18 protein-coding genes are annotated in these 24,989 nt (G+C 65.5%); 6 read left to right on the top strand and 12 right to left on the bottom strand.

Annotated elements, in window-relative coordinates; all coding sequences use genetic code 11:
• Positions 1-132 precede the first annotated feature (132 nt).
• Together AC3EDY_RS11355 and AC3EDY_RS11350 are read left to right on the top strand one after the other, a co-directional pair.
• Positions 133-1,026, top strand: a complete 894-nt coding sequence (locus tag AC3EDY_RS11355) for an iron-containing redox enzyme family protein (protein WP_488572605.1) — start codon at positions 133-135, stop codon at positions 1,024-1,026.
• Positions 1,023-3,311, top strand: a complete 2,289-nt coding sequence (locus AC3EDY_RS11350; protein WP_488572604.1) for an FdhF/YdeP family oxidoreductase — start codon at positions 1,023-1,025, stop codon at positions 3,309-3,311. Before AC3EDY_RS11355 ends, AC3EDY_RS11350 begins: the two co-directional genes overlap by 4 nt.
• Positions 3,312-3,338: 27 nt before the next feature.
• Here the strand turns inward: AC3EDY_RS11350 and AC3EDY_RS11345 are convergent, their stop codons facing one another.
• The 8 genes from AC3EDY_RS11345 to AC3EDY_RS11310 form a co-directional block, all read right to left on the bottom strand.
• Positions 3,339-4,724 carry a TolC family protein gene (locus AC3EDY_RS11345; RefSeq protein WP_488572603.1) on the bottom strand — a complete coding sequence of 462 codons (1,386 nt, stop codon included), beginning with the start codon at positions 4,722-4,724 and terminating at the stop codon, positions 3,339-3,341.
• The gene (locus AC3EDY_RS11340; protein ID WP_488572677.1) at positions 4,721-5,815 is read right to left on the bottom strand and encodes an efflux RND transporter periplasmic adaptor subunit; all 1,095 of its coding nucleotides are present in this window, start codon (positions 5,813-5,815) and stop codon (positions 4,721-4,723) included. The genes AC3EDY_RS11345 and AC3EDY_RS11340 overlap by 4 nt, the downstream gene beginning before the upstream one ends.
• 24 nt (positions 5,816-5,839) lie before the next feature.
• Entirely contained in the window at positions 5,840-7,558 is a 1,719-nt protein-coding gene (locus AC3EDY_RS11335; protein ID WP_488572602.1) for an ABC transporter transmembrane domain-containing protein, read from the bottom strand.
• Positions 7,559-7,658: 100 nt separating this feature from the next.
• The gene (locus tag AC3EDY_RS11330; RefSeq protein WP_488572601.1) at positions 7,659-8,570 is read right to left on the bottom strand and encodes a LysR substrate-binding domain-containing protein; all 912 of its coding nucleotides are present in this window, start codon (positions 8,568-8,570) and stop codon (positions 7,659-7,661) included.
• 430 nt (positions 8,571-9,000) lie between these two features.
• Positions 9,001-10,668, bottom strand: a complete 1,668-nt coding sequence (locus tag AC3EDY_RS11325) for a capsular polysaccharide export protein, LipB/KpsS family (RefSeq protein WP_488572600.1) — start codon at positions 10,666-10,668, stop codon at positions 9,001-9,003.
• On the bottom strand, positions 10,665-11,282 hold the full coding sequence (locus AC3EDY_RS11320) for a histidine phosphatase family protein (RefSeq protein WP_488572599.1): 618 nt from the start codon (positions 11,280-11,282) through the stop codon (positions 10,665-10,667). Before AC3EDY_RS11320 ends, AC3EDY_RS11325 begins: the two co-directional genes overlap by 4 nt.
• Positions 11,279-12,100 carry a 3-deoxy-manno-octulosonate cytidylyltransferase gene (locus AC3EDY_RS11315; protein WP_488572598.1) on the bottom strand — a complete coding sequence of 274 codons (822 nt, stop codon included), beginning with the start codon at positions 12,098-12,100 and terminating at the stop codon, positions 11,279-11,281. Before AC3EDY_RS11315 ends, AC3EDY_RS11320 begins: the two co-directional genes overlap by 4 nt.
• A gap of 11 nt (positions 12,101-12,111) precedes the next feature.
• Positions 12,112-12,270, bottom strand: coding sequence for a CBS domain-containing protein (locus tag AC3EDY_RS11310; protein ID WP_488572597.1), 159 nt, complete (start codon positions 12,268-12,270; stop codon positions 12,112-12,114).
• A 246-nt stretch (positions 12,271-12,516) separates the two neighbouring features.
• On the opposite strand from AC3EDY_RS11310, the gene kdsA reads away from it, so the two are divergent.
• Positions 12,517-13,347, top strand: a complete 831-nt coding sequence (gene kdsA, locus AC3EDY_RS11305; RefSeq protein ID WP_488572596.1) for a 3-deoxy-8-phosphooctulonate synthase — start codon at positions 12,517-12,519, stop codon at positions 13,345-13,347.
• A 191-nt stretch (positions 13,348-13,538) separates the two neighbouring features.
• Here kdsA and AC3EDY_RS11300 read toward each other — a convergent pair whose 3' ends face one another.
• Together AC3EDY_RS11300 and AC3EDY_RS11295 are read right to left on the bottom strand one after the other, a co-directional pair.
• Entirely contained in the window at positions 13,539-14,543 is a 1,005-nt protein-coding gene (locus AC3EDY_RS11300) for an inorganic phosphate transporter (RefSeq protein ID WP_488572595.1), read from the bottom strand.
• An 11-nt stretch (positions 14,544-14,554) separates the two neighbouring features.
• Positions 14,555-15,661, bottom strand: a complete 1,107-nt coding sequence (locus AC3EDY_RS11295; protein WP_488572594.1) for a DUF47 family protein — start codon at positions 15,659-15,661, stop codon at positions 14,555-14,557.
• 360 nt (positions 15,662-16,021) lie between these two features.
• On the opposite strand from AC3EDY_RS11295, the gene AC3EDY_RS11290 reads away from it, so the two are divergent.
• Together AC3EDY_RS11290 and AC3EDY_RS11285 are read left to right on the top strand one after the other, a co-directional pair.
• A complete protein-coding gene (locus tag AC3EDY_RS11290; protein WP_488572593.1) occupies positions 16,022-18,421 on the top strand; it encodes a TonB-dependent receptor in 2,400 nt (799 codons plus the stop codon).
• On the top strand, positions 18,421-19,512 hold the full coding sequence (locus AC3EDY_RS11285) for a tyrosine-protein phosphatase (RefSeq protein ID WP_488572592.1): 1,092 nt from the start codon (positions 18,421-18,423) through the stop codon (positions 19,510-19,512). Before AC3EDY_RS11290 ends, AC3EDY_RS11285 begins: the two co-directional genes overlap by 1 nt.
• A gap of 3 nt (positions 19,513-19,515) precedes the next feature.
• On the opposite strand, the gene acpA is transcribed toward AC3EDY_RS11285, so the two are convergent.
• Together acpA and AC3EDY_RS11275 are read right to left on the bottom strand one after the other, a co-directional pair.
• Entirely contained in the window at positions 19,516-21,156 is a 1,641-nt protein-coding gene (gene acpA, locus AC3EDY_RS11280) for an acid phosphatase (protein WP_488572591.1), read from the bottom strand.
• Positions 21,157-21,246: 90 nt separating this feature from the next.
• The gene (locus tag AC3EDY_RS11275) at positions 21,247-22,521 is read right to left on the bottom strand and encodes a Xaa-Pro dipeptidase (protein ID WP_488572590.1); all 1,275 of its coding nucleotides are present in this window, start codon (positions 22,519-22,521) and stop codon (positions 21,247-21,249) included.
• 165 nt (positions 22,522-22,686) lie between these two features.
• Here AC3EDY_RS11275 and acs point away from each other — a divergent pair, with 165 nt between their 5' ends.
• Positions 22,687-24,636, top strand: a complete 1,950-nt coding sequence (gene acs / locus AC3EDY_RS11270; RefSeq protein ID WP_488572589.1) for an acetate--CoA ligase — start codon at positions 22,687-22,689, stop codon at positions 24,634-24,636.
• The last annotated feature ends 353 nt before the right edge of the window (positions 24,637-24,989 follow it).

The raw sequence follows: 24,989 nt of genomic DNA, 5'->3' as shown, positions 1-24,989 counted from the left end.
CCACTGCTGGTATGCCCGCTGGCGCGTCGGGAGACATGCCGGGGCTGCCGATGCGACCGCCGATGCAACCGGTGCTTCACTCTTGGGCAGGCGATCGCAGGAACTCCTGATAGTCACTCTCGTTTTCAGAACATGGCTACTCTATTCAACATGCGCGCCTCGACCGGCGCATCGCCCTTCCTCAACGACCGTTTCCAGCAGGGGCTTGCCCACTGGAACCACGACCGGCTTGCCCCTGGCTTGCCGCCAAGCGACTGGAGCGCGGTGCAGGACCGTGACACCCGCATGCACCGGCTCGAGATCGGGTTCTTGGAGGAACTGCGCGCCGAAGTGCGCGATGAGGCCATGCGCGTGCCCAGCGACCCGGACGGGTTCATCGCCTGGTTCGAAGATCTGAAAGCGACGGGCCCTGGTCAGGGCGACCCGTTGTTTCCCTGGCTGGCCGAACAGGCCACGCGCGAGGAGCTGTGCTGGTTCTTCGAACAGGAAGCTGCAGGCGAGGCCGGCTTCGACGATCTGGTGGCCTATACGCAAGTGAAACTGCCGGTTCCAGCCAAGCTCGAACTGGCGCGCAACTATTGGGACGAGATGGGCCGCGGCAATGCCCGGGGCATGCACGGCCCGATGCTCGATCGCCTGGTCAGGACGCTGGGCGTCGATCCCCGGATCGAAAAGACCGTCTGGGAAAGTCTTGCCCTGGCCAATGCGATGACGGCGATGGCAACCAACCGGCTTTACGCCTGGCATTCGGTTGGTGCGCTCGGGGTCATCGAACTGACGGCGCCAGGCCGATCGGCCATGGTGGCCCAGGGCCTGCGACGTATCGGCCTGAGCGAAAGCGAGCGCCGCTACTTCGATCTCCACGCCGTGCTCGACGTCAAGCACAGCGCGGACTGGAACCGCCAGGCACTGCGTCCCTCGCTCGTGGAGAATCCCGCGCTCGCCATCGCCATTGCGGAAGGCGCCCTGATGCGCCTCAACTGCGGTGCGCGCTGTTTCAAACGCTATCGCGAATACCTGTGGTGACGGGCACGGCGCAGGACGACGATACCGTTCATTACGACGGGGCCGCGGGCGGATGGGGCTCACTGCGCGGCATGGCGGAAATAGGCTGGCGGGAGAAGCCCACGCCCGCCGCGCTCGACACGCTGCGACGCCAGAACAAAGTCAAAGGGTTCATGTGTGTCTCGTGCGCCTGGACCAAGCCGGCCGCCCCCCATGCGTTCGAATTCTGTGAGAACGGCGCCAAGGCGACGCTGTGGGAACTGACCAGCCGGCGCTGCACGCCCGAGGTGCTGGGGAAGCTTACGCTGCGCGAACTCAGGACGTGGAAGGATCATGATCTCGAACAGCTCGGCCGCCTGACCCATCCCATGCGCTATGATCGGGCATCGGATACCTACGTTCGCTGCGATTGGAGCGAAGCGTTCGCCGCGATCGGGGCCGAACTAAAATCTATCGATCCCGGCGCGGCGGTATTCTACACATCAGGCCGGGCGAGCCTGGAAACGAGCTATCTCTATGCGCTTTTTGCCCGTCTGTATGGGCACAACAATCTGCCCGACAGCTCCAACATGTGCCACGAGACCACGTCGGTGGCGCTCAAAAAGCTGATCGGTTCACCGGTCGGAACCTGCGTGCTTTCGGATTTCCACCTGTGCGACGCGATTTTCATATTCGGGCAGAATACCGGCTCGAACAGCCCGCGCCTGCTTCACCCGTTGCAGGAGGCGGTCAGGCGCGGGGTGAAAATCGTCAGTTTCAACCCGATCCGCGAAAAGGGGCTGGAAGTTTTCAAGAATCCGCAAAGCCCGGCCGAAATGCTCACGTCCAGGGAAACGGAGATCGCGACGCTCCATCTGCAGGTGAAGACGGGCGGCGACATCGCCGCGATCACCGGCCTGATCAAGCATGTGCTCGCCGCCGAGAAGCAGGCATGGGCAAAGGGCAGGTTGCATGTTCTCGATGTCGATTTCATCAGCCAGCACACCGAGGGTTTCGACGCGCTGAAAGCCCATGTCGAGGCGACGAGCTGGGACGAGATCGAGCGCGAAAGCGGCTTGGCGCGGGCCGATCTGGCACAGGCGGCGCAGATCTATATCGAGGCCAGGCGCGCGATCGCGATGTACGGCATGGGCCTTACCCAGCAGGTCCACGGGTTCGAAAATATTGCCGCGCTTACCAACCTGTGGCTGCTAAAGGGCAATATCGGCCGCGACGGCACCGGCATTTCGCCCGTGCGCGGCCATTCCAACGTGCAGGGCCAGCGCACGGTCGGCATTTCCGAAAAGCCCGAGCTTGTCCCGCTCGACAAGCTTGCCAGGCAATACGGGTTCGAGCCGCCGCGCGAACAGGGCATGAACACGGTCGAAGCGTGCCGGCAGATCGTTTCGGGCAAAGTCAGGGCCTTTATCGGCCTGGGCGGAAATTTCCTGCGCGCTATCCCCGAGCAGGGCGCGATGGAAGCAGCCTGGCAGAACCTGCGCCTGACTGTCCAGATCGCGACCAGGCTGAATCGCAGCCATCTGGTCAATGGCGAGATCGCCTATCTTCTCCCTTGCCTCGGACGTTCGGAGGAAGACCGGCAGGAAAGCGGCGTGCAGGCCGTGACCATGGAGGATTCGCTGTCGTGCATCCACGGCTCGCTTGGCAGGAACAGGCCGGCGTCGCCGCACCTGTTGAGCGAAGTGGCCATCGTGGCCGGCATGGCCAAGGCAACGCTGGCGCCGAACCCCAAAGTCACGTGGGATGCCTGGACTGCCGACTATGCGACGATCCGCGATTGCATCGAGGAGACCTATCCCGAGCAGTTTCCTGAATTCAACGCGCGCGTCTTCACGCCCGGTGGCTTTTACCGTGGCAATGCCGCGCGCGAACGGGTGTGGAAAACCGAAAGCGGCAAGGCCGGCTTCACTGTGCCAGAGACGATGACCGCGGTCGGATTTGCGCCCGCCGAAGGGCGGTACCGCTTGATGACCCTACGGTCGAACGACCAGTTCAACACCACGATATATGGCTATTCGGACCGGCTGCGCGGGATCGAAGGCAGGCGCGACGTGGTACTCATGAATCCCGAAGACATCGCGGCCGCAGGACTGGCGAACGGGCAGGTCGTATCCCTTTCAACAGATGCCGACGATGGCGTGCGCCGCCAGGTTGACGGGCTGACCATTACGCCGTTCCTGCTGCCGCGCGGATGCATCGGCGCCTACTATCCCGAAATGAACCCGCTCATCCCGCTCTGGCATCACGATCAACAGTCGGAAACGCCGGCCGCCAAGGGCGTGCCGGTGCGCATCCTGACGTCCTGACACATCGATGGCCCGCCGGTTGCCGGCTCATTCCAGGCCCAGGCTGCCCGTGTCCATCAGGCTCGCGGCGAGTTCCGCGCGCGCCGCTGCGTCGCGGAATTGCGCGTCGATCTGGCGGATCTGCGCATCGGCCGCCGCTTCCTCACGCAGGTTGACCACCAGGAAGTCGCTGGCGCCCAGGCCGAACCGACGGCGCTCGGCCTCGGCCATGCGGCGGGCCAGCTGGGCTTCGTCACCGGCCAGCGCAGCCAGGCGTTCCGCCCCCGTCACCTGCAGGCGCAGATTGGCAAGATCGACGGTGATCTGCTGTTCGGTCAGGCGCAAGCGATGATCGAGCGCGTCGGCATCGGCCTGCGCCTCGGCCAGGCGTCCACGCGCGGCGCGCTGTTGCAACGGCACCGAAAAGCGCAAGCCGAAGGCCACCACGCCGGGTGTGCGCGTAAAGCTGCCGCTGCCAATATCCTTCGACGCCTCGACCTTCAGATCGAGCTTTGGCAGCAGATCGTTAGTGGCCAGCGCGCTGCGCAGTTGCACCTGCTGGGCGCGGGTCATCAGGATCTGGAGATCGGGCCGGGTGGCCAGAACAGTGGCATCGTCGGTCAGGCGCGGGGTTATGCCGGACGGGAAAGCGGTTGGTAGATCGTCGGCCGTGGCGACCACGGGCTGGCCCAGATCATCGCGCCAGAACATCGACAGCGCCTGCGCGGCCACCGCCAGATCCTGCTCCGCGCGAACCAGCAGCGATTCGCGGCGCACGATGTTCTGGCGGTTTTCCACGGCCAGAATCGCCGGCCGCGCGCCTAGTTGCACCTGCCGCTCGATCGAGGCCTGTCGCTCGCGTGCCAGCGCCAGCAGATCGCGGTACGTCCGCATGCGCAGGCCCGCCGCCACCCATTGCTGATAGGCGTCGGCCGCGCGCCGCTGCACGCCGATCGCCACCAGCACCTGGTCAAGACCGGCAATATCGGCGTCGGCCTGGGCCTGGGCCATGCGGGTGCGCCGCTCGTCCACCAGCCTGCCGCGCAGCAGGGCAAAGATCGCCCCCGCGCGCACTTCGCCCAGCCTGTTGGTCACTTTCTCGCCATCGTAATCGGCAAAGCGCCCGGTCGACACGCGATAGCCGCCGTAGACCTGTCCACCATTGTTGGTCAGCGGTTGCGTCACGCTGACATCGGCGGTGGCATTGTCGTAATAGCCCAGGGGCTTGGCCTGAACATCGGCATCGAACACCATGTCGAACAGGCCCTGGGCGGCCAGGGTGCGGGCATCGGCGGCACGCTGACGGGCCATGGCTTCCAGCACGAGCGGCTGGTGCCGGGCCGATGCCCGCAGCACGGCATCAAGCGAAAGTTCGGCCGCCACGGCGCGCTGGCCAACCAGCAGCGCCAGCGCGACGACCAGGGCACGGATCACTTTTCTTCCTCCCCGTCCTTGCCGGCGTCCTTGTCGTCGTTGGCCTTCTTTTCCTTGTCCTTGTCGGCAAGGCCCTTGCCGGCCCCCTTGCGCGGGCCGGTTTCCACCGGGCGCTGGAATTCCAGCGGGAAATCGTTGAGCTGGCGCCAGAGTTCATAGCCGACGGCAACCGTTTCCATCTGGATCCAGCCGCGCACGCGCGATCCCAGCCGGGTAAAGCGATCGTCGGGCCAGGCCGGCTTTCCGGGCATGGGTTCCACCAGCACGCGGAACAGGCCGCTGGCCTGCGCCGAGGGATCGATGCTGCGCACGCGCCCGTCGAACATGCCCTGGGCCACCGAGGGCCAGCCGCTGAACTGGATTGCCGGCCAGCCTTCGAAATGCAGCCGCACCGGTTGCCCCACGCGCACCAGCGAAACGTCACGCCCGTCGACCATCAATTCGACCACGCGCACCGTGCGATCGGGCGCGATCGTGGCAAGCCAGTCACCGGCACTGACCAGCGTGGCGCCGGCGGCCGTGTTGAGCGACTGGATCCGCCCGTCACGCGGCGCCCGCACCAACTGCGCGGACTGGCGGGTACGGGCAATGTCCACGCGGCTGAGCTTGGCGCGCGCCTCGGCCAGCTTGGCGCCATGTTCGGCAAGCTTGATCTGCGCATTTTCAAAATCCCGCCGCGCGGCGAGGCCATCGGCCAGCAACTGGGCGGAGCGGCCCACATCGATGCGGGCGACGGCCATGGCCTGCTGGCTGGCGGCGATCTGCGCCACCACCTGCGCCCGCTCGGCGGCGAGACGTTCGAGCAGGCCGGGATCGTTGTCGACCACCCGAGCGATCGGATCGCCGGCTTTCACGCTCTGCCCGTCGGTAACGTACCATTGCTCCACCCGGCCCGGCACCAGGGCCGTGACCTGCTGCACGCGGTCTGCCGGATCGAGCGCGATGACCTGCCCCGTGCCCGGCGCGGTCTGGACCCAAGGAATCAGCAGCAGGCCCAGCACGATAATGGGAATGGCAATGCCGATCATCCAGCCCACGGCCACCGCCGTGCGGGGCGCCCGCAAGCGGGAAAGCGTGGGAAAGCGCGTCATCACGTCAGCATGGCTGGCCACGGCTCAATCCTCCTGTCCGGCGACGGGCGCCACGGCGCTGCGGGTCTGCACGGTTTCGCCCAGATGCAGCCAGGCATCATACGCCAGCCCTTCGGGCCGGCCGGTGAAATGCAGGACGGTGGTGCCATGCGGGCGCAGCGCATCGAGAACGCGCCGCAGGCGCTCTGGCTCCAGCATATCGTACAGCGGGGACAGCATGAGGACCCGGGGCGACGCCAGAATCGCACCGGCCAGCTTGAGCAGCATCGTATCGCCCACCGAAAGCGGCCAGCCCGAGCTTGACAGCATGGTGTCGAGGCCGGCCGGCAGTGCGCCGATACGCTCTTCCAGCCCCACCAGCGCCAAGGCATCGAGCATTGCCCCGCCATGGCGATCGGCCCCGCCGGACCCGGCGAGGCGCAGATAATCGCGCACGGTCATTTCCACGATCGTCGGCCGGTCCAGCACGATCACGTCGGCACGCAGGCGCACCATGTCGAAACTGCCGAGATCCGCGCCGCCCACGCGCACCATGCCGCGGTCGGGCGTGACCAGGCGCTTGAGCAGGGTGGCAATGCAGCGCTCCATCCCGGGCGCCGTCAACACGCCCACCTGCTCCCCGCTTTCGATCGCGAAATCAAGCCGGTATTGTCCCCAGACCACGCCCTGGAAACGGATCGCCCCGTGCGGCAGGGCCGGAGCGTCGAGAGCGGGGGGCGCTTCCTGCGGCACGTCCCAGAACAGCGACAGTTCTTCGAGCCCGGCGCTCAGTTCATAGAACACTTCGAGATAGCCGCCGAGCTGCGCAATCCCGTAGAACACGCCCGAGAGGATCAGTTCGGCCGCCACCAGCTGACCGATCGACAATTCGCCCTGCAGGATCAGCCAGCCACCCATCGCCAAAAGCCCGGCGCTCGCCATGGCGTAAAGTATAAGCAGGCAGACCGTCTGGCTGAAAGTGTGGCGGAAATGGCGCTCATGCGTGCCCACATACTTTGCGGTCATCGCTTCGCTGCGGTCGATGGCAAAGCTGATGTGGCGGCCCGATTTGTAGAAACCGTTGGATGCGCCCAGGCTCTCAAGCCAATGCGCGACACCGTACTTGGCATGGCTCTTGGCCACAGCGCTGTTGAGCGAAGGCAGCAGCCAGGCCCGCCAGATGACCAGCACGCTCGTCACCAGCACCACGTTGAACGCCAGGAAAAAGGGGTGATAGAAACTGGTCACCACCAGCCCTACCAGGCTTTGCAGCACGATCGTAAACCCGCCGATGACCAGGCTTGTCAGCGATTTCTGCACATTGCCCATGTCGAAAAAGCGGTTGAACAGATCGCCGCGCCGCGCATCGACGAAGAACGGGTTCTGGGCATGAATGGCCCGCGTGGTGATTTCGGCCACCAGCCGGGCAAAGAACCGCTGTTCGAACCGCGCCATGATCGCCACGCGCAGCGCCATCAGCGTTCCGGCCAGCAGCAGGAGCGCGAACAGCACGAGCGCCAGCGTGAACAGCGGCGCCGCCAGGGCAATGTTGGCGACCGAGTTGATCAGCAACTGCACCGAGATCGGCGTGGCCAGCGAAAGCAGCGAAATCGCCGCGCCATAGACCAGTGCCAGGCGGATAAAGCCCTTGTCGGGCGACAACACCAGGCTTGTCCACCGGCGCAGATCGCGCATGGTCAGGCGATGCCCATGGGCATCGGCGCTATCGCCGTGATGAGAAGCGTGCTGGTCGCTGTCATCCATGAACGGGTTATCCTTGCTGGGCGTGGAAATGCTGTCCGTAGGTGGCGGCCGTGCGCCGTCGCGCCAATAGGTAGCTTCCTATCAACATAAAAGGTTTTTTCTATCGTCCGGCAATGCTTCGCAACGTCTCGGCCAGGAGCATGAGGTCGCTGGAACGGCCCGCACCGATGCGCCAGAGCATGCCGATCTCGCGATAAGGACGTCCCCCGGCAAAGGGCCGCACCACCACATCGCCGCCTTCGGCAATTTCCTGGCGGACATAGAGTTCCGGCAAAAGGGCAAGCCCCATCCCCATACCGGCCATTTGCCGCACTGCATCAAGACTGGTGCCCTCGTAATCGCGCAGGACATAGGCACCGCAGCGTTCGGCCAGGGCGGCAACCTGCTGGCTCAGCCGGTATTCGGGCTGCATGGTCAGCAGGCCGCGCCCCGCCAGGTGTTCGGGCCGGACCTGGCGGACGGCCGTCATCGGATCGTCGGCAGCCATGGCCAGAAACATCGGTTCACGAAACAGCCGCTCCACGTGAAAGCGCGTATCGCTGACCGGAAGCTGCATCAGCACCGTATCGTGGCGCCCGTCGGCCAGCTGTTCCAGCAGCGTATCGGGCATGCCTTCGCGCACGTGGACTTTGAACGTGGGGTGCGTGGCATGCAGGCGCGCGACCAGCTGGGGCAATATGTAAGGCCCCAGGGTCGGCGAAACGCCGAGCCGCAAGGTGCCGGCCAGTTCGCCCTCGCGGTGACGCCGCGCCAGATCGGCAAATCCTTCCGCCTCGGCCAGAACGCGCCGGGCCAGAACCACCGCTTCGCGTCCCAGCGCGGTAAGGATCATCCGTCCACGCCGTTCGGCCACGGCCCCGCCCAGCAGGCTTTCCAGCAGGTGAATCTGTTGCGAGAACGAAGGCTGCGATACGCCCATCGCAGCGGCGCCCCGCGTGAAATTGCCATAATCGGCCAATGCCACCAGATAACGCAACTGGCGTAGGCTAGGCCATGCCGCATTTTCGATCATGGTTTCGCTTTGCGCGTTCCAGCCAACCGACGCTATCAAAAAATCTGCCGCACCAACCGAAACAAACGGCACGATTGCATGAAATGCAACTTAGTCTTCGTTATTCGCATTTGTAAGACAGTCACGCCTAGCGCAAAGAGAGCGGGCCTTTCAGGCATCCTCTCCCAAACTTTCCGGGCCGGTCGCAAGACCGGCCCTTTTTTTTGCACGATCCGCCGCTTTGCCGTGCTAAACCCGCGACGAATGGAAAACGCCACCTGCGACAGGCGTTGCCCCACCTTTTCAAGGCTTTCCCTATGCGGAAGTTGCAGAGCGCGCCTATTCACTCGGGTCCGAGCCGGCGCCGTTCAAGCCGGGCGACGGCACCCGGTCGATGGCATGGAATAGTGAATGCACGAAATCAGGCGTGAAACGTCGAGAACGATCCGGGTCATCGCAGGGCCGCCATGATCCTGCCCTGCACGCGCCGCAACGGCCCGATCCAGCGCAGGCGGTTCACCGCGCGGGCTGCCGCCATGCGGCTCACCAGAACTTCGGGCGGGCAAGGCAGGCCGGTGACCGGATCGAGATAACGCGGGTAAAGGATCAGGACGCCCGCCACCAGCGCATCGAGAGACAGCATGCGGCCGCGCCGCTCTGGCACGGGTGCCATATCGCGGGTCAGCCCCCAGCCGGCATAGAACGGCGTGCCGTGGCACGTTACCGCACGCTCGCGCAACAGCGCCTCAAACCCGGCGAGCGAAGTCAGCACGTGGACGGCATCCACGGCATCGAGCAGCGGGGCCATGCCATCGCCGCGCACCACGCGGTCGGCATGCGCGAGCACTGCGGCATCGGCAACCGCGCCGCGGCGATGGCCGGCATCCACATCGGGATGCGGCCGGAACCATATTTCGGCATCCGGCTCCGCCAGCCGAGCCCGGCGCACCAGTTCGAGATTGGAAGCGAGACCATGCCCCCCTGCCCGCACCGACATGTCGTCTTCCACCTGGCCGGGCACCAGGACAAGGCGGCGGCCGGGCGCCGCGCGCGCCGGCACGGCCGTCGCGGCATCAGGGGGGGCAGCATCGGCGGCATACTTGCTGATCCCGGCGGCAACGATGGTTTCGCGCAGGCGCCTTGCCCGATCGACCACGCGTGGCGAAAACGCCGTTTCGGCCAGGATGGTTTCCAGATCGCTCGGCCCGGCCGGATCGAAATGAATGCCCTGCGCATCGACGACCACCGAACTCGGCGGCACGAGATCGACCCCCAGGCCGACCGAGCGGACGAAACCGTCTTCCACCCGCACCAGCGGCACACCGGCCCGGCGCGCGCCGTCGATAAGCGCGGGCGAAACGCGCGAGGGCCACACGGCCAGCGCGCCGCCCGACCGCCGCGCCAGGGCCAGTGCGCGCAGCGGCCGGCGGGCAAAGCGCAGACGGCGTTCGGGATGCCACAGGAAGCGCGCGATTTCGGCCCGCTTCCACCAGGCCATGCCGCTGGCAACGGCGATTCCCCGGTTGGCGGCCAGGACCGTGCGCCATATTGTCAGAAGGTCGATCGTTTCGCCAAGGCTGGCGGGCTCGCCGGTAAAGGGGTTGCGATAGCGCGCCCGGCCCAGCGCCTGCGCTGCCTTGGCGTCGAGCGCTTCGGCCGTATCGCCGGGCGCGCCGAACCGGCCGGGCGACAGCACGCGCACGGCGCAGCCGGCGATGCGGGCCAGCACCACCCATTCGTCGTCGCCATGCGCCACCACCAGGCGGGCACGATCAAGCACCGACCAGGGATCGATAGCGGCAGGCTGCACGGCCCGCCCCGCCAAGGCCGTGCGCCACGCGGACGACATCCCGGGCACCAGCCACAGCCCGGCGCCATCGTCTTCCCCTGCAAGGCCGTCGACCTCGGCAGAGTGCGCCGGGCGCAGCAGGGCCGAAATCGGACCATCGCCATCGGCAGGGGGTGCCCAGAAGCAGCCGCCAACCCGCGCGGCACGAATCGCGGCGAAAACGGCAGGCGACACCGCGTCGCCAGGCTGGTCGTCCGGCTGCAAAGGCTGCGCCACGCTGGCGTCCGCCCACGGAAAAGGCGGCGCCCGCAGCAGCGGAACGGCGGTCATGGACGCATGCCCCACGCATCGACCCGCAGCGTGCCCGTCGCGTCGCGGGCGATCACGCCATAGGCGCCCGTCGCCAGCTTCAGCGGCTTGCCGGCAGTGGCTTGCGCCACGGCAAGCACGGCAAAACGGGCCGCGCCGTTGCTCGTGACCAGCAAGGTCATCCCGCCGGCGGCCTCGGCAAAAAACGTACGCCAGGCCGCGAGGCGGGCCTGTGCATCGACGATCCAGCCCGGGGGCGGAACGCCGCGTTCCTCCCACGCGGCAAGCGCGGGCGCGCCGATGCGCGCCAGCACACGGTCTTCACGCTGGTTTTCGTCCGGCCCATGATCGACCTCGCGCAGCCAGTCGCGCGATAGGGGAACCAGGCCGGCTCCCGGCGGCTGGTGCGCGATGATCGCCGCGGCTGTCTCGCAAGTGCGCCGCAAGGGCGAGACCAGCACCTGTGCGAAATGCCAGTCACGCTCGGCAAAATGGCGGCCCAACGCCACGGCCTGGCGTACGCCTTCCACGGTCAGGGGCAGATCGGTGCGCGCGCCGATGCGGCGGGGCGCTTCACCCGGCGCAAAAGTATTGCCATGGCGAACGATCACGAACTGCGCAGCCCGCACGCTCATTGCGGAAACGGATCGCCATGACGGGCGATCGCCGCTTCGGCCAGGGCCAGGTCTGCCGGCGTGTCTATGCCCGATAAAGCGTGCAGCGGCGGATCGACGGCAATGGTGGCGATCGTGCGGCCGGCTTCGAGAAAGCGCAACTGCTCAAGCCCTTCCAGCTTTTCGTAAAAGCTTGGCGGCGCGTGCGCGAACCATTCCAGCGCCGACAGGCGATAGCCGTAAAGACCCAGGTGCTGCCACACCGGCGACAGCGGCCCGGCCGCGCGCAGGCCGGCTTCGTCGCGCATGGCCGGCAGGATCGATTTCGAAAACCACAGCGCGCGGCCCTCGCCGTCGCGGAGGCAGGTCGTGCCGCTGAACGGCGCGGTCTGCTTGTGTTGGCGCAGGCGGTCGACACCGGCCCAATCGAGCGGATAGACCGGCGTTGCCACCTCGGCCCCGCCCGCGCGCAGCGCGCCGATCAGGCCGGCCACCACCGCGGGCGGCACGAACGGGGCATCGCCCTGCAGATTGATGACCAGGTCAGGCCGCGCGGGCTGCATCATCGCGGCGGCAAAAGCGCGGGACGATCCCGAATCGAGCGCAGGATCGGTCATCGCCACGCTTGCCCCGAGATTGCAGGCATGATCGGCAATGCGGGGGTGGTCGGTCGCCACCACCACCGCGCAGTCGCCGGCAAGTGCCGCGGCAGAACGGGCCACCGCGTGAACCCGTTGCAACAAAGTGCGCCCGGCGATCGGCAATAGCGGCTTGCCCGGCAGGCGCGTGGACCCGAATCGCGCGGGAACAACGATCAGGGCCGGGGATGGCAAAGACATGCCCCTGCCTATCAGGCGGCGCCGGCCCTGACGATATCGTGGATGTGAACGATCCCCACCAGCGTTTCGCCTTCCACCACGAAAAGCACCGAAACGGCATTGTCGTTGAGAATGCGCAGGGCCTCCGTCGCAGGCACGTCGGGCGCCACGCGCAGCGGATTGGGCAACATGTGCAGGCCGATGTTGTCGTCAAGATCCTGCGTTGTGACGCAACGCCGCAGATCGCCATCGGTACAGGCCCGATCAGGCGCACTTCATATACACGATGCCATGCACTTGCCGTTTGGTTGACAGTGCCCTGCCCGATTTTTAGGTCGTCACCAAGGGTCGGCCCTGCGTCCCGTCCGTTCGGCCTCGACGATCATGATCCGGAACGGCGAACCTGCATCGTCTTTTTCTATGTGTGAGCCATAACTATGTATCTTTGCGGGCGTGAGATTTCCTCCACATCCTCGTTATTCGCGATCGCGGGACCTTGCGTGATCGAAAGCGAGAAAACGACGCTTTTCATCGCTGAAGCCTTGGCGGCGGTGGCGCAGCGGCTGGGCCTGATGCTCGTTTTCAAAGCCTCGTTCGACAAGGCCAACCGCAGTTCGGACCGGTCGTTCCGGGGATTGGGAATGGAGCAAGGCCTTCGCATCCTCGAAAAGGTGCGGCGGGAAACCGGCTTGCCGGTGATCACCGACGTGCACGAGGCCGGGCAGGTCTCCGCCGTGGCCGAGGTGGTCGACGTGCTGCAGACCCCGGCGTTCCTGGCACGCCAGACCGATTTCATCGCGGCCGTGGCGGCCAGCGGCAAGCCCGTGAACATTAAGAAAGCCCAGTTCATGGCCCCGGCCGACATGCGCCAGGTGGTAGCCAAGGCGCGCAATGCCGCCCAGGCCGCCGGGCACGACCCTGATGCATTCCTGCTGTGCGAGCGCGGCACCGCGTTCGGTTACAACACCTTGGTATCCGACATGCGCGGCCTGGCGATCATGGCCGAAACCGGCTGTCCCGTGGTGTTCGACGCCACGCATTCGGTCCAGCAGCCGGGTGGCCTTGGCGAACGCTCGGGCGGGCAGCGCGAGTTCGTCCCCCTGCTTGCCCGCGCCGCCGTGGCCGCGGGCGTGGCCGGCGTGTTCATGGAAACGCACCCCGATCCGGACAAGGCACTCTCGGACGGCCCAAATGCCCTGCCCCTCGCCGATTTCGAAGCGCTGTGGAAACGGCTTCTGGCAATCGACACGGTGGTCAAACAGGGGTGATCTGGCAATATGTCGATATGACCGCCCGCCGATGTCACGCCGTCGGACCTCGTCATAGTCATAGCGCCAAGCCGCCGGCTTGCACCGGGCACCGGCCACGCTGAGATGGATGAAAGTCCCGCAGCAGGTCAGGCACGTCAGGCGGGTTGCGAGAGCAGAAACATATTATTGATGCGGTGCCAACGCCCGCGTCAAAACACCTGCGCGATCTCGTAGAACAGCGCTCCGACGGCGGCAGACGCAGGGATCGTGACCAGCCAGGCCACAACCACGCGCTGCGCCACGGTCCAGCGCACGGCGGAGGCGCGGCGGGCGGCGCCCACGCCCACCACGCAGCCGGTGATGGTATGGGTGGTCGATACCGGAACGCCGAAGCTGCTGGCGGCGAACAGCATGATCGATCCGCCGGCCGAGGCGCAGAAGCCCTGGTGGTGCGACAGCTTGGTGATGCGGCTGCCCATCGTTTCGATGATTTTCCACCCGCCCGACAGCGTGCCCAGCCCCATCGCGACATAGCACGACAGCACGACCCAGCCGGGCACGTGGAACGTGCCGCCCAGCAGCCCTTGCGAATAGAGCAGCACGGCGATGATCCCCATTGTCTTCTGCGCATCGTTGGCGCCATGGCCGATGGAATAGGCCGCGGCCGAAAGGAGGTGCAGTTTCTTGAACGAGCCCTCTGCTGTCCGCGCCGAAGCACGGGCGAACAGCCAGGACGATAGAAGCATCAAAAGCATCGAGACGACAAGGCCGATCACCGGCGAAAGCACGATGGCCGACGTGGTGGAAGTCACGCCCTTCCACACAATAGCGCCGCTGCCCGCGTGCATCGTGCCCGCGCCCAGCAGCCCGCCGATCAGCGCATGGCTCGACGACGAGGGAATGCCGCGCCACCAGGTGATCACGTTCCATGTCATCGCGCCCACCAGCGCGCCAAAGATCACCTGCGGGGTGACGACGTCCTTGTCGATAATGCCCTTGCCCACCGTTTCAGCCACTTTCAGGCCGAACGTGAAATAGGCGGCAAAGTTGAAGAACGCGGCAAACAGCACGGCCTGGACCGGGCTGAGCAGCCGGGTGGAGACGACCGTGGCAATCGAATTCGCCGCATCGTGAAGCCCGTTGAGGAAATCGAACGCCAGGGCCATGATCACCAACGCGATGATCAGAGGGAGCGCCACGGCCATATGGTGCATGACTCAGTTCCTCAAGCGTGGTCGATGACGAGGCCGTCGATCTCGTTGGCGACATCCTCGAACCGGTCCACCACACGCTCAAGGTGGCTGTATATCTCGCGTTCCACGAAAAAGCGCATCGGCGAGGTTTCGTTATAGAGGCGATAGGCCTTGGACAGCCCGATGTCGTGGATTTCGTCGGCATTGCGTTCCAGCCGCACGAGCCGCTCGGTCAATTCGTGCAGGCGGGCGGCGTTGGCGTTGATCGAGCGCAGCAGTGGCAGCGCCTCGGCGATCAGCCGCGCGCAATCGACGATGATCGCGGCCATGTCGCTCATTTCCGGCTCGAAACTGGTCACGTTGTAAAGCGAGATCGCGCGCGAAGTCTGGTGCATCTGGTCGATCGAATCGTCCATGGCGCTGATCAGCGAGGTGATTGCGCCGCGATCAAACGGCGTCAGGAACGTGCGGCGCACGGTCACCAGCACATCGCGGGTGATGAGATCGGCATCGTGTTCGCGCTCGACGATCTCGCGCACGTGATCGGCCATGCCGGCCCCGCCCTGCAACAGCCGCGCCAGGGCCCCGCTGCCGGCGATAAGCGTCTGCCCGTGGGCCTCGAACAGTTCGAAGAAATTGCCCTGGCGTGGCAGCAGATTCTGAAACCAGTGAAACATGCCCAGTCTTTCTTTCACTTGGCCCAGGCTGCGGGCCAGCGGTGCGGTGGAGGCAAGGGCCCGGAATTCGGTGGCCCTGAAGCTGCGGATAAGTGCTTGAAGATCGGGCTCGTCAACCGCTTCGGCGGCGGCGGCGAGCGAAAACCACTGGCGCGTGCGTTCCGCCCCTTCGCTCCAGTGCGGCAGTTCTTCGGTCACGGCGAGCGGGAAAACCTGCACGTCGACCATGATCGACGCGCCCGAGCGCAGTGTCTTGCGATAATGGAAAGAACCGAGCGCTGCCGGGCAGATCGCCCCGATTACCCCGGCTTCCTCCGCAGCCTCCCGCGCGGCAGCGGCGTGGGGGGCCTCGCTTTTGGCGAAATTCCCTTTGGGAATGACCCAGCGCCCCGTGCCGCGGGACGTGACGAGAAGCACTTCCGTCGGCGCGGAAAGGCCGTCACCGATAGTGCGATAGGGCAAGGCGGCAATTTGGCGAACAGGACCCACTCCGGCTACATAACAGCACTGGCGCGCGCTGAAGGCTCTACCGGCACATTGTCAAGAAATGATCACATTCCTTGACGCGAATGCTGCTCCGACCAAGCTTGCGCCCTCTTCCTCCAGCAGCGAAATGTTGCAACAGCGTGGCATCCACTACATGCGCTGACCGTTAGCGACCGCAGCAGCGGAAAGCACTGGCATCCGCCCTTCCCTAATTCTTGTACAATGCAAAAAATTCTGCCCGATGTTGCAGTGGAAAGACGCATGGCGCGATCGCGTCACCGCGATGAAATGCCCCCACCCTAATGGCCACGCCATCGAAGTGAGGGACCGTCTTCCATGCCACACCACAACGCCGCGCGCCGTGGCGCACGCGCTCAAGCCCTGCTGCTGGCGGCCGCCAGCCTGCCATTCACGGTGCTGCCCGGCCTGGCCCGCGCTGCCGATGCGGCAACAGAACCCGTGGCTGACTCTGCACAATCCGCCACGCTCGAGCAGATCGTGGTGACAGCGCAAAAGCGCAAGACGGACCTGCAGAAGACGCCGATCGCGATTTCGGTGCTGAGCGGCGAGGCACTGGCCGATCGCCGCGTGCAGTCGCTGCTCGATCTGCAATCGGGCGGCATTCCCAGCTTGCGGGTGGCGCCTTTCTATTCCCGCAATTCCGCGCTGATCATGAACATTCGCGGCATTGGCGTGCTGTCCGACAGCAACCAGCCGGCGCGCGATCAGGGCGTGGGCGTCTATATCGACGGCGTCTATCTCGGCCGTGCCCAAGGTCTCGGCACCGCGCTTTACGACATAGAGAGCATTGAAGTGCTCAAAGGCCCGCAGGGGACCCTGTTCGGCCGCAACACCGAAGGCGGCGCGATCAACATCGTGACCAAGCGGCCGAGTGGCGAATTCCACGCCAACGTTCTGGGTGGCGTCGGCAACTATGGCAGCTATCGCAGCGAAGTGCATCTCGACCTGCCCAGATGGGGCAATCTGGCGGCGAAAGTGGACGGCGTGATCACGCATCGAGACGGGCTGGTGAAAAACCCGATGCCCGGGCAGACCGATTTCAACTTCTACACCAAGCGCGGGTTGCGCGGCGAAGTGCTGTGGACGCCCTCACCCGATTTCAGCGCCGACTATGCATATGACACGTCTTACGATGCCTCCAGCCCGCTCTATGCGCAGACGGTTTCGGCTGGCTCGTTGAGCCGGCCGGCGGCCTATCCGATCGAGCCCAGGCGCGTATCGACCGCGGCCGTGGGCGTGGTGCAGGAACCCAGCGTGGGTCGAACCCATGGGCATCGCCTGCTGCTGGAATGGCATCTCGATCCGCATCTGCAGGTACGATCGATTGCCGCCTACCGCGAGTTGACCCAGTCGCAGTACGACAACGGTTCGGCCACGACCGGCGCCGTCAGCGCTACGGGCAATTTCACCAACACCAGTTTCGCGCGCTATTCGCTGGCCCAGTTCCGCCAGAACCAGGCGAGCGAGGAAATCCAGCTGCTGGGCGATTATGCCCGGGTAAAGTTCGTCGCCGGCGCGATGTGGTATCAGGAACGGGTGGAAGACAACGCCCAGGCCTTCAACACCCTGCGCTTTACCGATGCCGCCGGAACCAGCACGACGGTCATTCCCTACAACGATTACAGCAGCGTGCGGATCGACCGGGCCAGCCACGTCGTGACCACCAGCCTGGGCGTGTTCGGCCAAGGCACCTATACCCCTGCGCTGGCTGGCGAAATCCTGCATCTGACGCTGGGCGCGCGCTGGACGCGCGACAAGAAGGAAGGGACGCTGTTCATTGTCAACGGCGCAACGCCTTCGGTCAACGGCGTGGTGGCCCCGCGCCTGCTCGATGCCAGTTGGTCGCGTGTCGATCCGCTGGTCAACCTGGCGATCGATGCCAGCCCGGACCTGCATTTCTATGGCAAGTGGAGCACCGGCTATAAATCGGGCGGAGCCAATTCGCGCTCGCTCACCTATGAATCGTTCGACCCCGAAACCGTGTCGATGTTCGAAGTGGGCGCCAAGACGGAATTCTGGCAGAATCGCGCGCGCCTTAACGTGGCGGCCTATGCCGGTGCCTACAAGAACATCCAGCTAGATTTCAGCGCCAACTATCTTCAATACGATGCCCAGGGCAATCTGCTCAATACCACCCGCACTACCACCGAAACGCACAATGCGCCGGGCACGGGCCGGCTGCGCGGGTTCGAGGCCGACTTTACGATAAAGCCGATCCCGCAACTGACGCTGGGGGCCAGCTACGCCTATACCAGCGTCAAGATTCCGAGCACGTCCAACCCCTTCCCGCAGGCAAATGGCGTGATTATCACCACCCGCATCCCGATCTATCAGGTCTATACGCCAGAGCACGCGGCAAGCGGGACGATCGACCTGGCGTTGCCGTTGGCGGCCGCGGAACTGCGCGTGCATCTCGATGCCAACTATGACAGCGGTTTTTATGCCAGCTATACCGATCCTGGTTTCAACACCACGACCGGCGCCGTTACGCTTGCCCAGCCCAAGGGCGATGCCAACGTGACGTTCAACGGCCGGGTGAGCCTCGCCGATATCGCGCTGAGCACATCGGGCGCGACGCTGCAGCTTTCGGTGTGGAGCCGCAATCTCTTCAACAACCAGTACATGTTCTACAAAGCGGCGACACCGCTGGTGGGCACGTACGGCTTCTTCAACGAACCGCGCACCTGGGGCGCGGAAGCACAGGTGCGGTTCTGATGCCCGCGACACCTTTCTTCGCCCTGGCCTTTGCCTCGGGCGCCCGGCTGGCGATGGCGGCGCTGGCGCTATCCGCGAGCCCTGCCTTTGCGCGGGTGCAGGATGCCATCGCCAGCCGTGTCGATGGCAACAGGATCGTTGTCGACTGGCAGGCCAGAGGGCCGGTGGACGTCTATCTGGCCGGGCGGCCCGATGCCCCGCTCAAGGCCGCGCGACTGGTGCGTGCGCGCGTGCGCGATGGCCGGGCCACGCTGCCCGCCGCCGCAGCGCCGCGCCCCTATGTGCTGCTGCGCGATCGGGCCGATGGCCATGTCACCACCGTGGCCGAGCGCATGCTGCCCCTGGCGCAGGGATCGAATTTCCGCGATCTGGGCGGTTATCCGGCAGCCGGCGGGAAGACCGTAAGATGGGGGTTGATCTATCGTTCCGGGGCCACGCCGCTGCTGTCCGAGGCCGATCTCGCGCAGGTGCGCAGCCTGGGCCTCGTGTCCATGGTCGATCTGCGTTCTGACGAGGAACGCCGGATGGCGCCTTCGCGCCTCGCCGGCCAGGTGCGGCAGGATGCCGTTCCCTATTCGATGACGGCGCTGCTTCCCGCAACGGGCAACGGCGCCATGCCCAGCAATGGCGGCGCGCTCTACCGGCGCTTTCCCGCGCTGTTCGCGCCCCAAGCGCGGCTGGTGTTCGACCGGCTCAAGGCCCAGGCCGGGCCGATCGAATACAACTGTTCGGCCGGCCAGGATCGCACCGGGTTCATGACCGCGCTGATCCTTTCGGCGCTGGGCACGCCGCGCGCGGTCATTCTCAAGGACTATGACCTTTCCACCGCCCTGCGTCGGCCCGAGTGGGAAATGCCCCGGATCGATCCGGCCACAGCGACCGACCCGGTGGCCAGGATGTTTGCCAAATACCAGGCCGATCCGGCGCTGGCGCGGCCGCAACCGCTGCACGATCCCGACGGCCGCCCGTTCCTCGCCAGTGCTCTGGACGAAATCGACGCGCGCTATGGGTCTGTCGAGGCCTACCTTGCGCAGGAAGCCGGCGTCAGCGCAGCCGATATCGTCGCTTTGCGGGCCGCCTACACCCAGTAAGCGCTAAACGAGCAAAGCCGCGGTCAGGTCTCCCGGTGGGGGACCGCCCGCGGCCAGCATCGCCTCTTCGCGTTCGATCAGGCCCGGCAGGGGCTCCAGGCCAAAGCGGCGCACCAGGAAGCGCGCGATCGATCCGGTGTCGTAGATCGTATGATCGACATGGCCGCGCCGGGCATGGGGCGAAACGATCAGCGCGGGCACCCGCGTGCCCGGCCCCCAGCGATCGCCCTTGGGCGGGGCGACATGGTCCCACCAGCCGCCGTTCTCGTCGAAGGCAACGATCACCAGCATGCCGTCCCACTGCGGTGCCTGGCGCAGCGCATCGATCACGCCGGCGATATGCCGGTCTCCGGCATCGACATCGGAATAGCCGGCATGCATGTTGAGATTACCCTGCGGCTTGTAGAACGTGACCGGTGGCAGCTTGCCCGCCGCGGCATCGGCCAGGAAGCGGTTGGTACGCGCGGTCTCGCCAAGGCCGGCGTCGCGCAAGCGATGGTCGCGCGCGGCCGTGCCGGGCGCCAGGTTGGCGAAATAGTTGAACGGCTGGTGGTGCGGTTGGAAATTGGGGCGCGAAGGAAACGCCGCGCTGTTGGCGCGTCCGGCCATCGCTTCGGCCCAGCCGCCGGCATACCAGGCCCAGTCCACCCCTGCCGTGTCCAGCCGGTCGCCGATATGGGGGTGAGTCTGCGGCGGCAGAGTCTGCGCCGTCACCAGTGCCATGCCCGGCCGCGCGGGATCGGCCTGATAGGTGGGCAGATAGGGCGGCAGCATCGTGTTGACCGCATGATGATCGGGGGTCAGCGAATCCGCCACGAAACGCGCCGGCCCATCCATCGCGCTGGCCGCTGTTCCCGGTTTCAGCAGCGGGCGCGGCGGATCGGTGAATGCCGGATCGAGCCTGACCACGCGGTCTTTCGCAGGGCTTGTGTCGGCATCGGGATAACGGGGCGGCGTTGCCGCGATCAGGTATTGGTGATTGAGGAACGAGCCGCCGAACGCGCCCATGAAGAAATTGTCGCACAAAGTGAATTCGCGCGCCACCTGCCACAGGCGCAGATTGGCCCGCGCATCGCCGTAATGCCCCATAACCAAGGCCCCGCTATCGCCCCAGGCCACAAAGCCATCGTTGCGGCCGCCGTTGATCTGCCACTGGTTGTTGTAGAAACTGTGGATCAGGTCACGCGTGACGACGCCATGGGGCAAAGGATCGCCGTCCGGCGTCTTGAGGGCAAAAGGGGCGTTGGGCAGGCCGGTGATGGCATCCTCGCCGATCAGGAATTCCTGATGTTCCACCACCTGGCGATCGGGCACCAGGCCATCCCAGATCTTCGGCAGCGTTGCCAGCATCCGGCCGTCACGGTCCCGCTGCCGTGTGCGTTCTGCCGGCACGGCCGAAAGCGGCTGGGCAAGGCCCGGAAAATCGGGGAAAAGATTGTTAAAACTGCGGTTTTCGGCATAGATCACCACAACGGTGTCGATCGTGGCGCGCAACGCTGCGTCAACCCTGGCTTTCTCTGCCACGGGCCGGACCGGCGCCGCCACCGCCTGCGCGCCCACCGCGGCGCCGGCCACCGCCAGCCCGGCCAGCAGGCTGCGACGATCGAGAGCGGGACCGGTGGGCTTGTCGGAATCGTCGCGCATGGCTTGGACACTTTCATGAACAGCAGCAGTTGCGGGGGCTGCTAGGCAGCATTACCCCCTCTGTCCAAGGGTTTGCATGACACGGCCCGATTATTTCACAAGATCTCCACCCTTCATCACATGGTCCACCCGTTCCAGCACAGCGATGTCGGCAAGGGGATCGCCGGCCACCGCGATCATGTCGGCATAATGGCCGGGCGAAAGCGCCCCCACGTCCCTGCTCCATCCCAGAAGATCGGCAGCAACGGTGGTGGCCGCCTGGATCGCCTGCATCGGCGTCATGCCATAGCGGACCATGTATCTGAACTGGCGCGCGTTCAACCCGTGGGGATAGACGCCGGCATCGGTGCCGAACGACAGTTTGACCCCGGCTTTCATGGCCTTGGCAAAGCCGTTGCGCTGGGCCTGGGTGGTTTCGTCGTTCTTGCGCAGCATGTCGGCCGGCCACTGGTGCGCGCGGCCGTGTTCGGCGATGTAGTCGCCGTCGTAGATATCCATGTCGAGCCACACGCCCCGCGCTTTGGCCAGTGCGATGCCTTCATCGTCGATCAGGCTGGCATGCTCGATGGCCTTGACCCCGGCGTTGATGGCAGACTTGATTCCCGCGGCGCCATGGGCATGCGCCGTCACCCACGATCCGCGTGCCTTGGCCACGGCAACCGCGGCGCGCATCTGGTCCTCGCTCAACTCCTGCTGGCCAGGTTCCGTGCCCTGCGCCAGCACGGCGCCGGTGGCGATCAGCTTGATCGAATCCGCCCCGTGCTGGAACAGGGCATTGACCTTGCGCGTCGTGTCGGCGGCATCCATGACCACACCGGCGCGCATATCGGACGGCACGGCCACGTCGGGCGCCAGGCCGGTCACTTCCCCGCCACCGCCCGGGATGGTGACATAGGCGCCCACGGCACTGATGCGCGGGCCGATCACGTCACCCCGGTTGATCGCGTTGCGTAGTTCCACATCGGCATAGGCGCGGAAATTGCCGCAATTGTGGACCGTGGTGAAACCGGCCATCAGCGTGGCACGGGCATGGCGCGCGCCGACGAAGGCGATCTCCATCGCCGAATGCAGCAGCGGCTCGGCCACGTTTTCCGATTGGTCCAGATCGGCCAGATGCACGTGCATGTCGATCAGGCCGGGCAGCACGGTATAGCTGCCCCAATCGATCACGCGCGCGCCGGCCGGTGTCGGGCCATTCGGCGTGATCGCGGCAACGCGGCCGTTCTCGATGCGGATGAGGCGCGCGCTCTGCACGGCGCCCGCTTCGGGATCGATCAGCCGCCCCGCCCTGACATAGAGCGTATCGGCAAGGGCCGGGGTGGCCGTGGTGCAGAACGCGGCGAAGAGCATGGCGGATCGGATCATGCAGCCTGCCTAACGGATAAACGCCGCGATGGCACCCCTTGCCACCCGCGCCGGCGCCGCATCGAGGCATAGATCCGACTGGCACAACGCGTTTTCAGCCGCTAGCGTGACGGCATCACCCCGCGCCGCGGAAAGGCGCGACAGACATATCGAGAGGGTTCCCGCATGGCCGAAGCCATCCATCCCGTTCCTGCCGAGTGGGCGCAGAACGCGCTGATCGATGCGGCGCGCTATCACAACATGTACCGCCGCTCGGTGGAACAGCCGGAGGCTTTCTGGGCAGAGGAAGCGCGGCGGATCGACTGGATAAAGCCGTTCACGACAGTAAAGAACACGAGCTTTCACGAAGCCGATTTCGGCATCCGCTGGTTCGAGGACGGCACGCTGAACCTTTCGGCCAATTGCCTCGATCGCCATCTGGCCGAACGCGGCGATGTGGTGGCCATCCTGTGGGAACCCGACAGCCCTACCGAGCCTTCGCGCGCGATCACCTATCGCGAACTGCACGGCGATGTATGCCGCCTTGCCAACCTGCTCAAGGCGCGCGGCGTGACGCGCGGTGACCGCGTGACGATCTATCTGCCGATGGTGCCCGAAGCGGCCGTAGCCATGCTCGCCTGCGCGCGGATCGGCGCGATCCATTCGATCGTTTTTGCCGGATTTTCGCCCGATGCCCTGGCCGGGCGCATCCAGGATTGCGACAGCCGCGTGGTGCTGACCGCCGACGAGGGGCTGCGCGGGGGCAAGCGCGTGCCGCTCAAGCAGAACGTGGACGAGGCCCTGGCCGATTGCCCGGCGGTGGAAACGGTGCTGGTGCTGGCCCGCACCGGGGCCGAGGTGCCCATGCGCGAGGGGCGCGATCTGCCCTGGGCGCAAGCGGTCGCCGCGCAAAGCGCCGATTGCCCGCCGGCGGAAATGGGCGCCGAAGATCCGCTGTTCATCCTCTACACCTCCGGCTCCACCGGAAAGCCCAAGGGCGTGCTGCACACCACCGGCGGCTATGCCGTGTGGGTGGCGATGACGCATGAGTACGTGTTCGATTATCGCCCGGGCCAGATCTATTGGTGCGCGGCCGATATCGGCTGGGTCACCGGGCATTCCTATGTCGTCTATGGCCCGCTGGCCAACGGCGCCACCACCGTGATGTTCGAAGGGGTACCCAATTTTCCCGATCCCAGCCGGTTCTGGCAGGTGGTGGACAAGTTCGGCGTGGAAATCTTCTATAGCGCGCCCACGGCCCTGCGCGCGCTGATGCGCGAGGGCGACGAATGGGTGCGCAAGACCAGCCGCGCATCGCTGCGCCTGCTGGGATCGGTGGGAGAGCCGATCAATCCCGAAGCCTGGGAATGGTATTACCGGATCGTGGGGGAAAGCCGCTGCCCGATCGTCGACACGTGGTGGCAGACGGAGACCGGCGGCGCGATGATCACCCCCCTGCCCGGCGCCACCGCGTTGAAGCCCGGATCGGCCAGCACGCCGATGTTCGGAGTGAAACCCGCCCTGCTCGATACCGAGGGCAAACTGCTGGAGGGGGCGGCCGATGGCTGCCTGGTCATCGGCGATAGCTGGCCGGGGCAGATGCGCACGGTCTGGGGCGATCACGACCGCTTTTTCCAGACCTATTTCACCACCTTCAAAGGCTGGTACTTCACCGGCGATGGGTGCCGGCGCGACGAAGACGGCTATTACTGGATCACCGGCCGCATCGACGACGTGATCAACGTTTCGGGCCATCGCATGGGCACGGCCGAAATCGAAAGCGCGCTGGTGGCGCATGCCAAAGTGGCGGAAGCGGCCGTAGTGGGCATGCCGCACGCCATCAAGGGCCAGGGCATCTATGCCTATGTCACCTGCAATGCCGAAGTCGAGCCGGACGAAGCGCTGCGCCGCGAACTGGTCGCCTGGGTGCGGCACGAGATCGGCCCGATCGCCACGCCCGACGTGATCCAGTTCGCGCCTGGCCTGCCCAAGACCCGTTCGGGCAAGATCATGCGCCGCATCCTGCGCAAGATAGCCGAAAACGACCTGGGTTCGCTGGGCGATACTTCGACACTCGCCGATCCATCTGTTGTGGATAACCTGATCGCCAACCGTGCGGCGGCGGTGCCATCCTGAAAGAAGAACGGGGTGATTCGCTGCGGTTAGTCCGCAAGGACGATACGCTGCCACCTTGCGCTAAAGCACCGGATTTCATGGGAAAAAAGCTGCAATGGCAGCACAGGAATTTGCCCGGCGCGGGTAATTTTACGGCGTCCTCTCCCACCGCCGCGCCGGGCTTATCCTTTTTGTTTGCTCGCGCATCATAGCGACAGATAAAGAACGCACCAGCCCTAAAGTGCATACCTATTCTTTGGCAAAATTTGATGCAGACTGGCAACACGGCGTCCGAAAGCGGCGCGGCAGGCGGGCCGGTCCGGCAGCGTTTTCGCCCGGTTTGCCTGCTCCACCGTGATGGAACGTTTCCGATT

The sequence above is a fragment of the Novosphingobium sp. DS6-6 genome, assembly GCF_057784975.1.
This window is presented reverse-complemented; position numbering and strand designations above follow the sequence as displayed.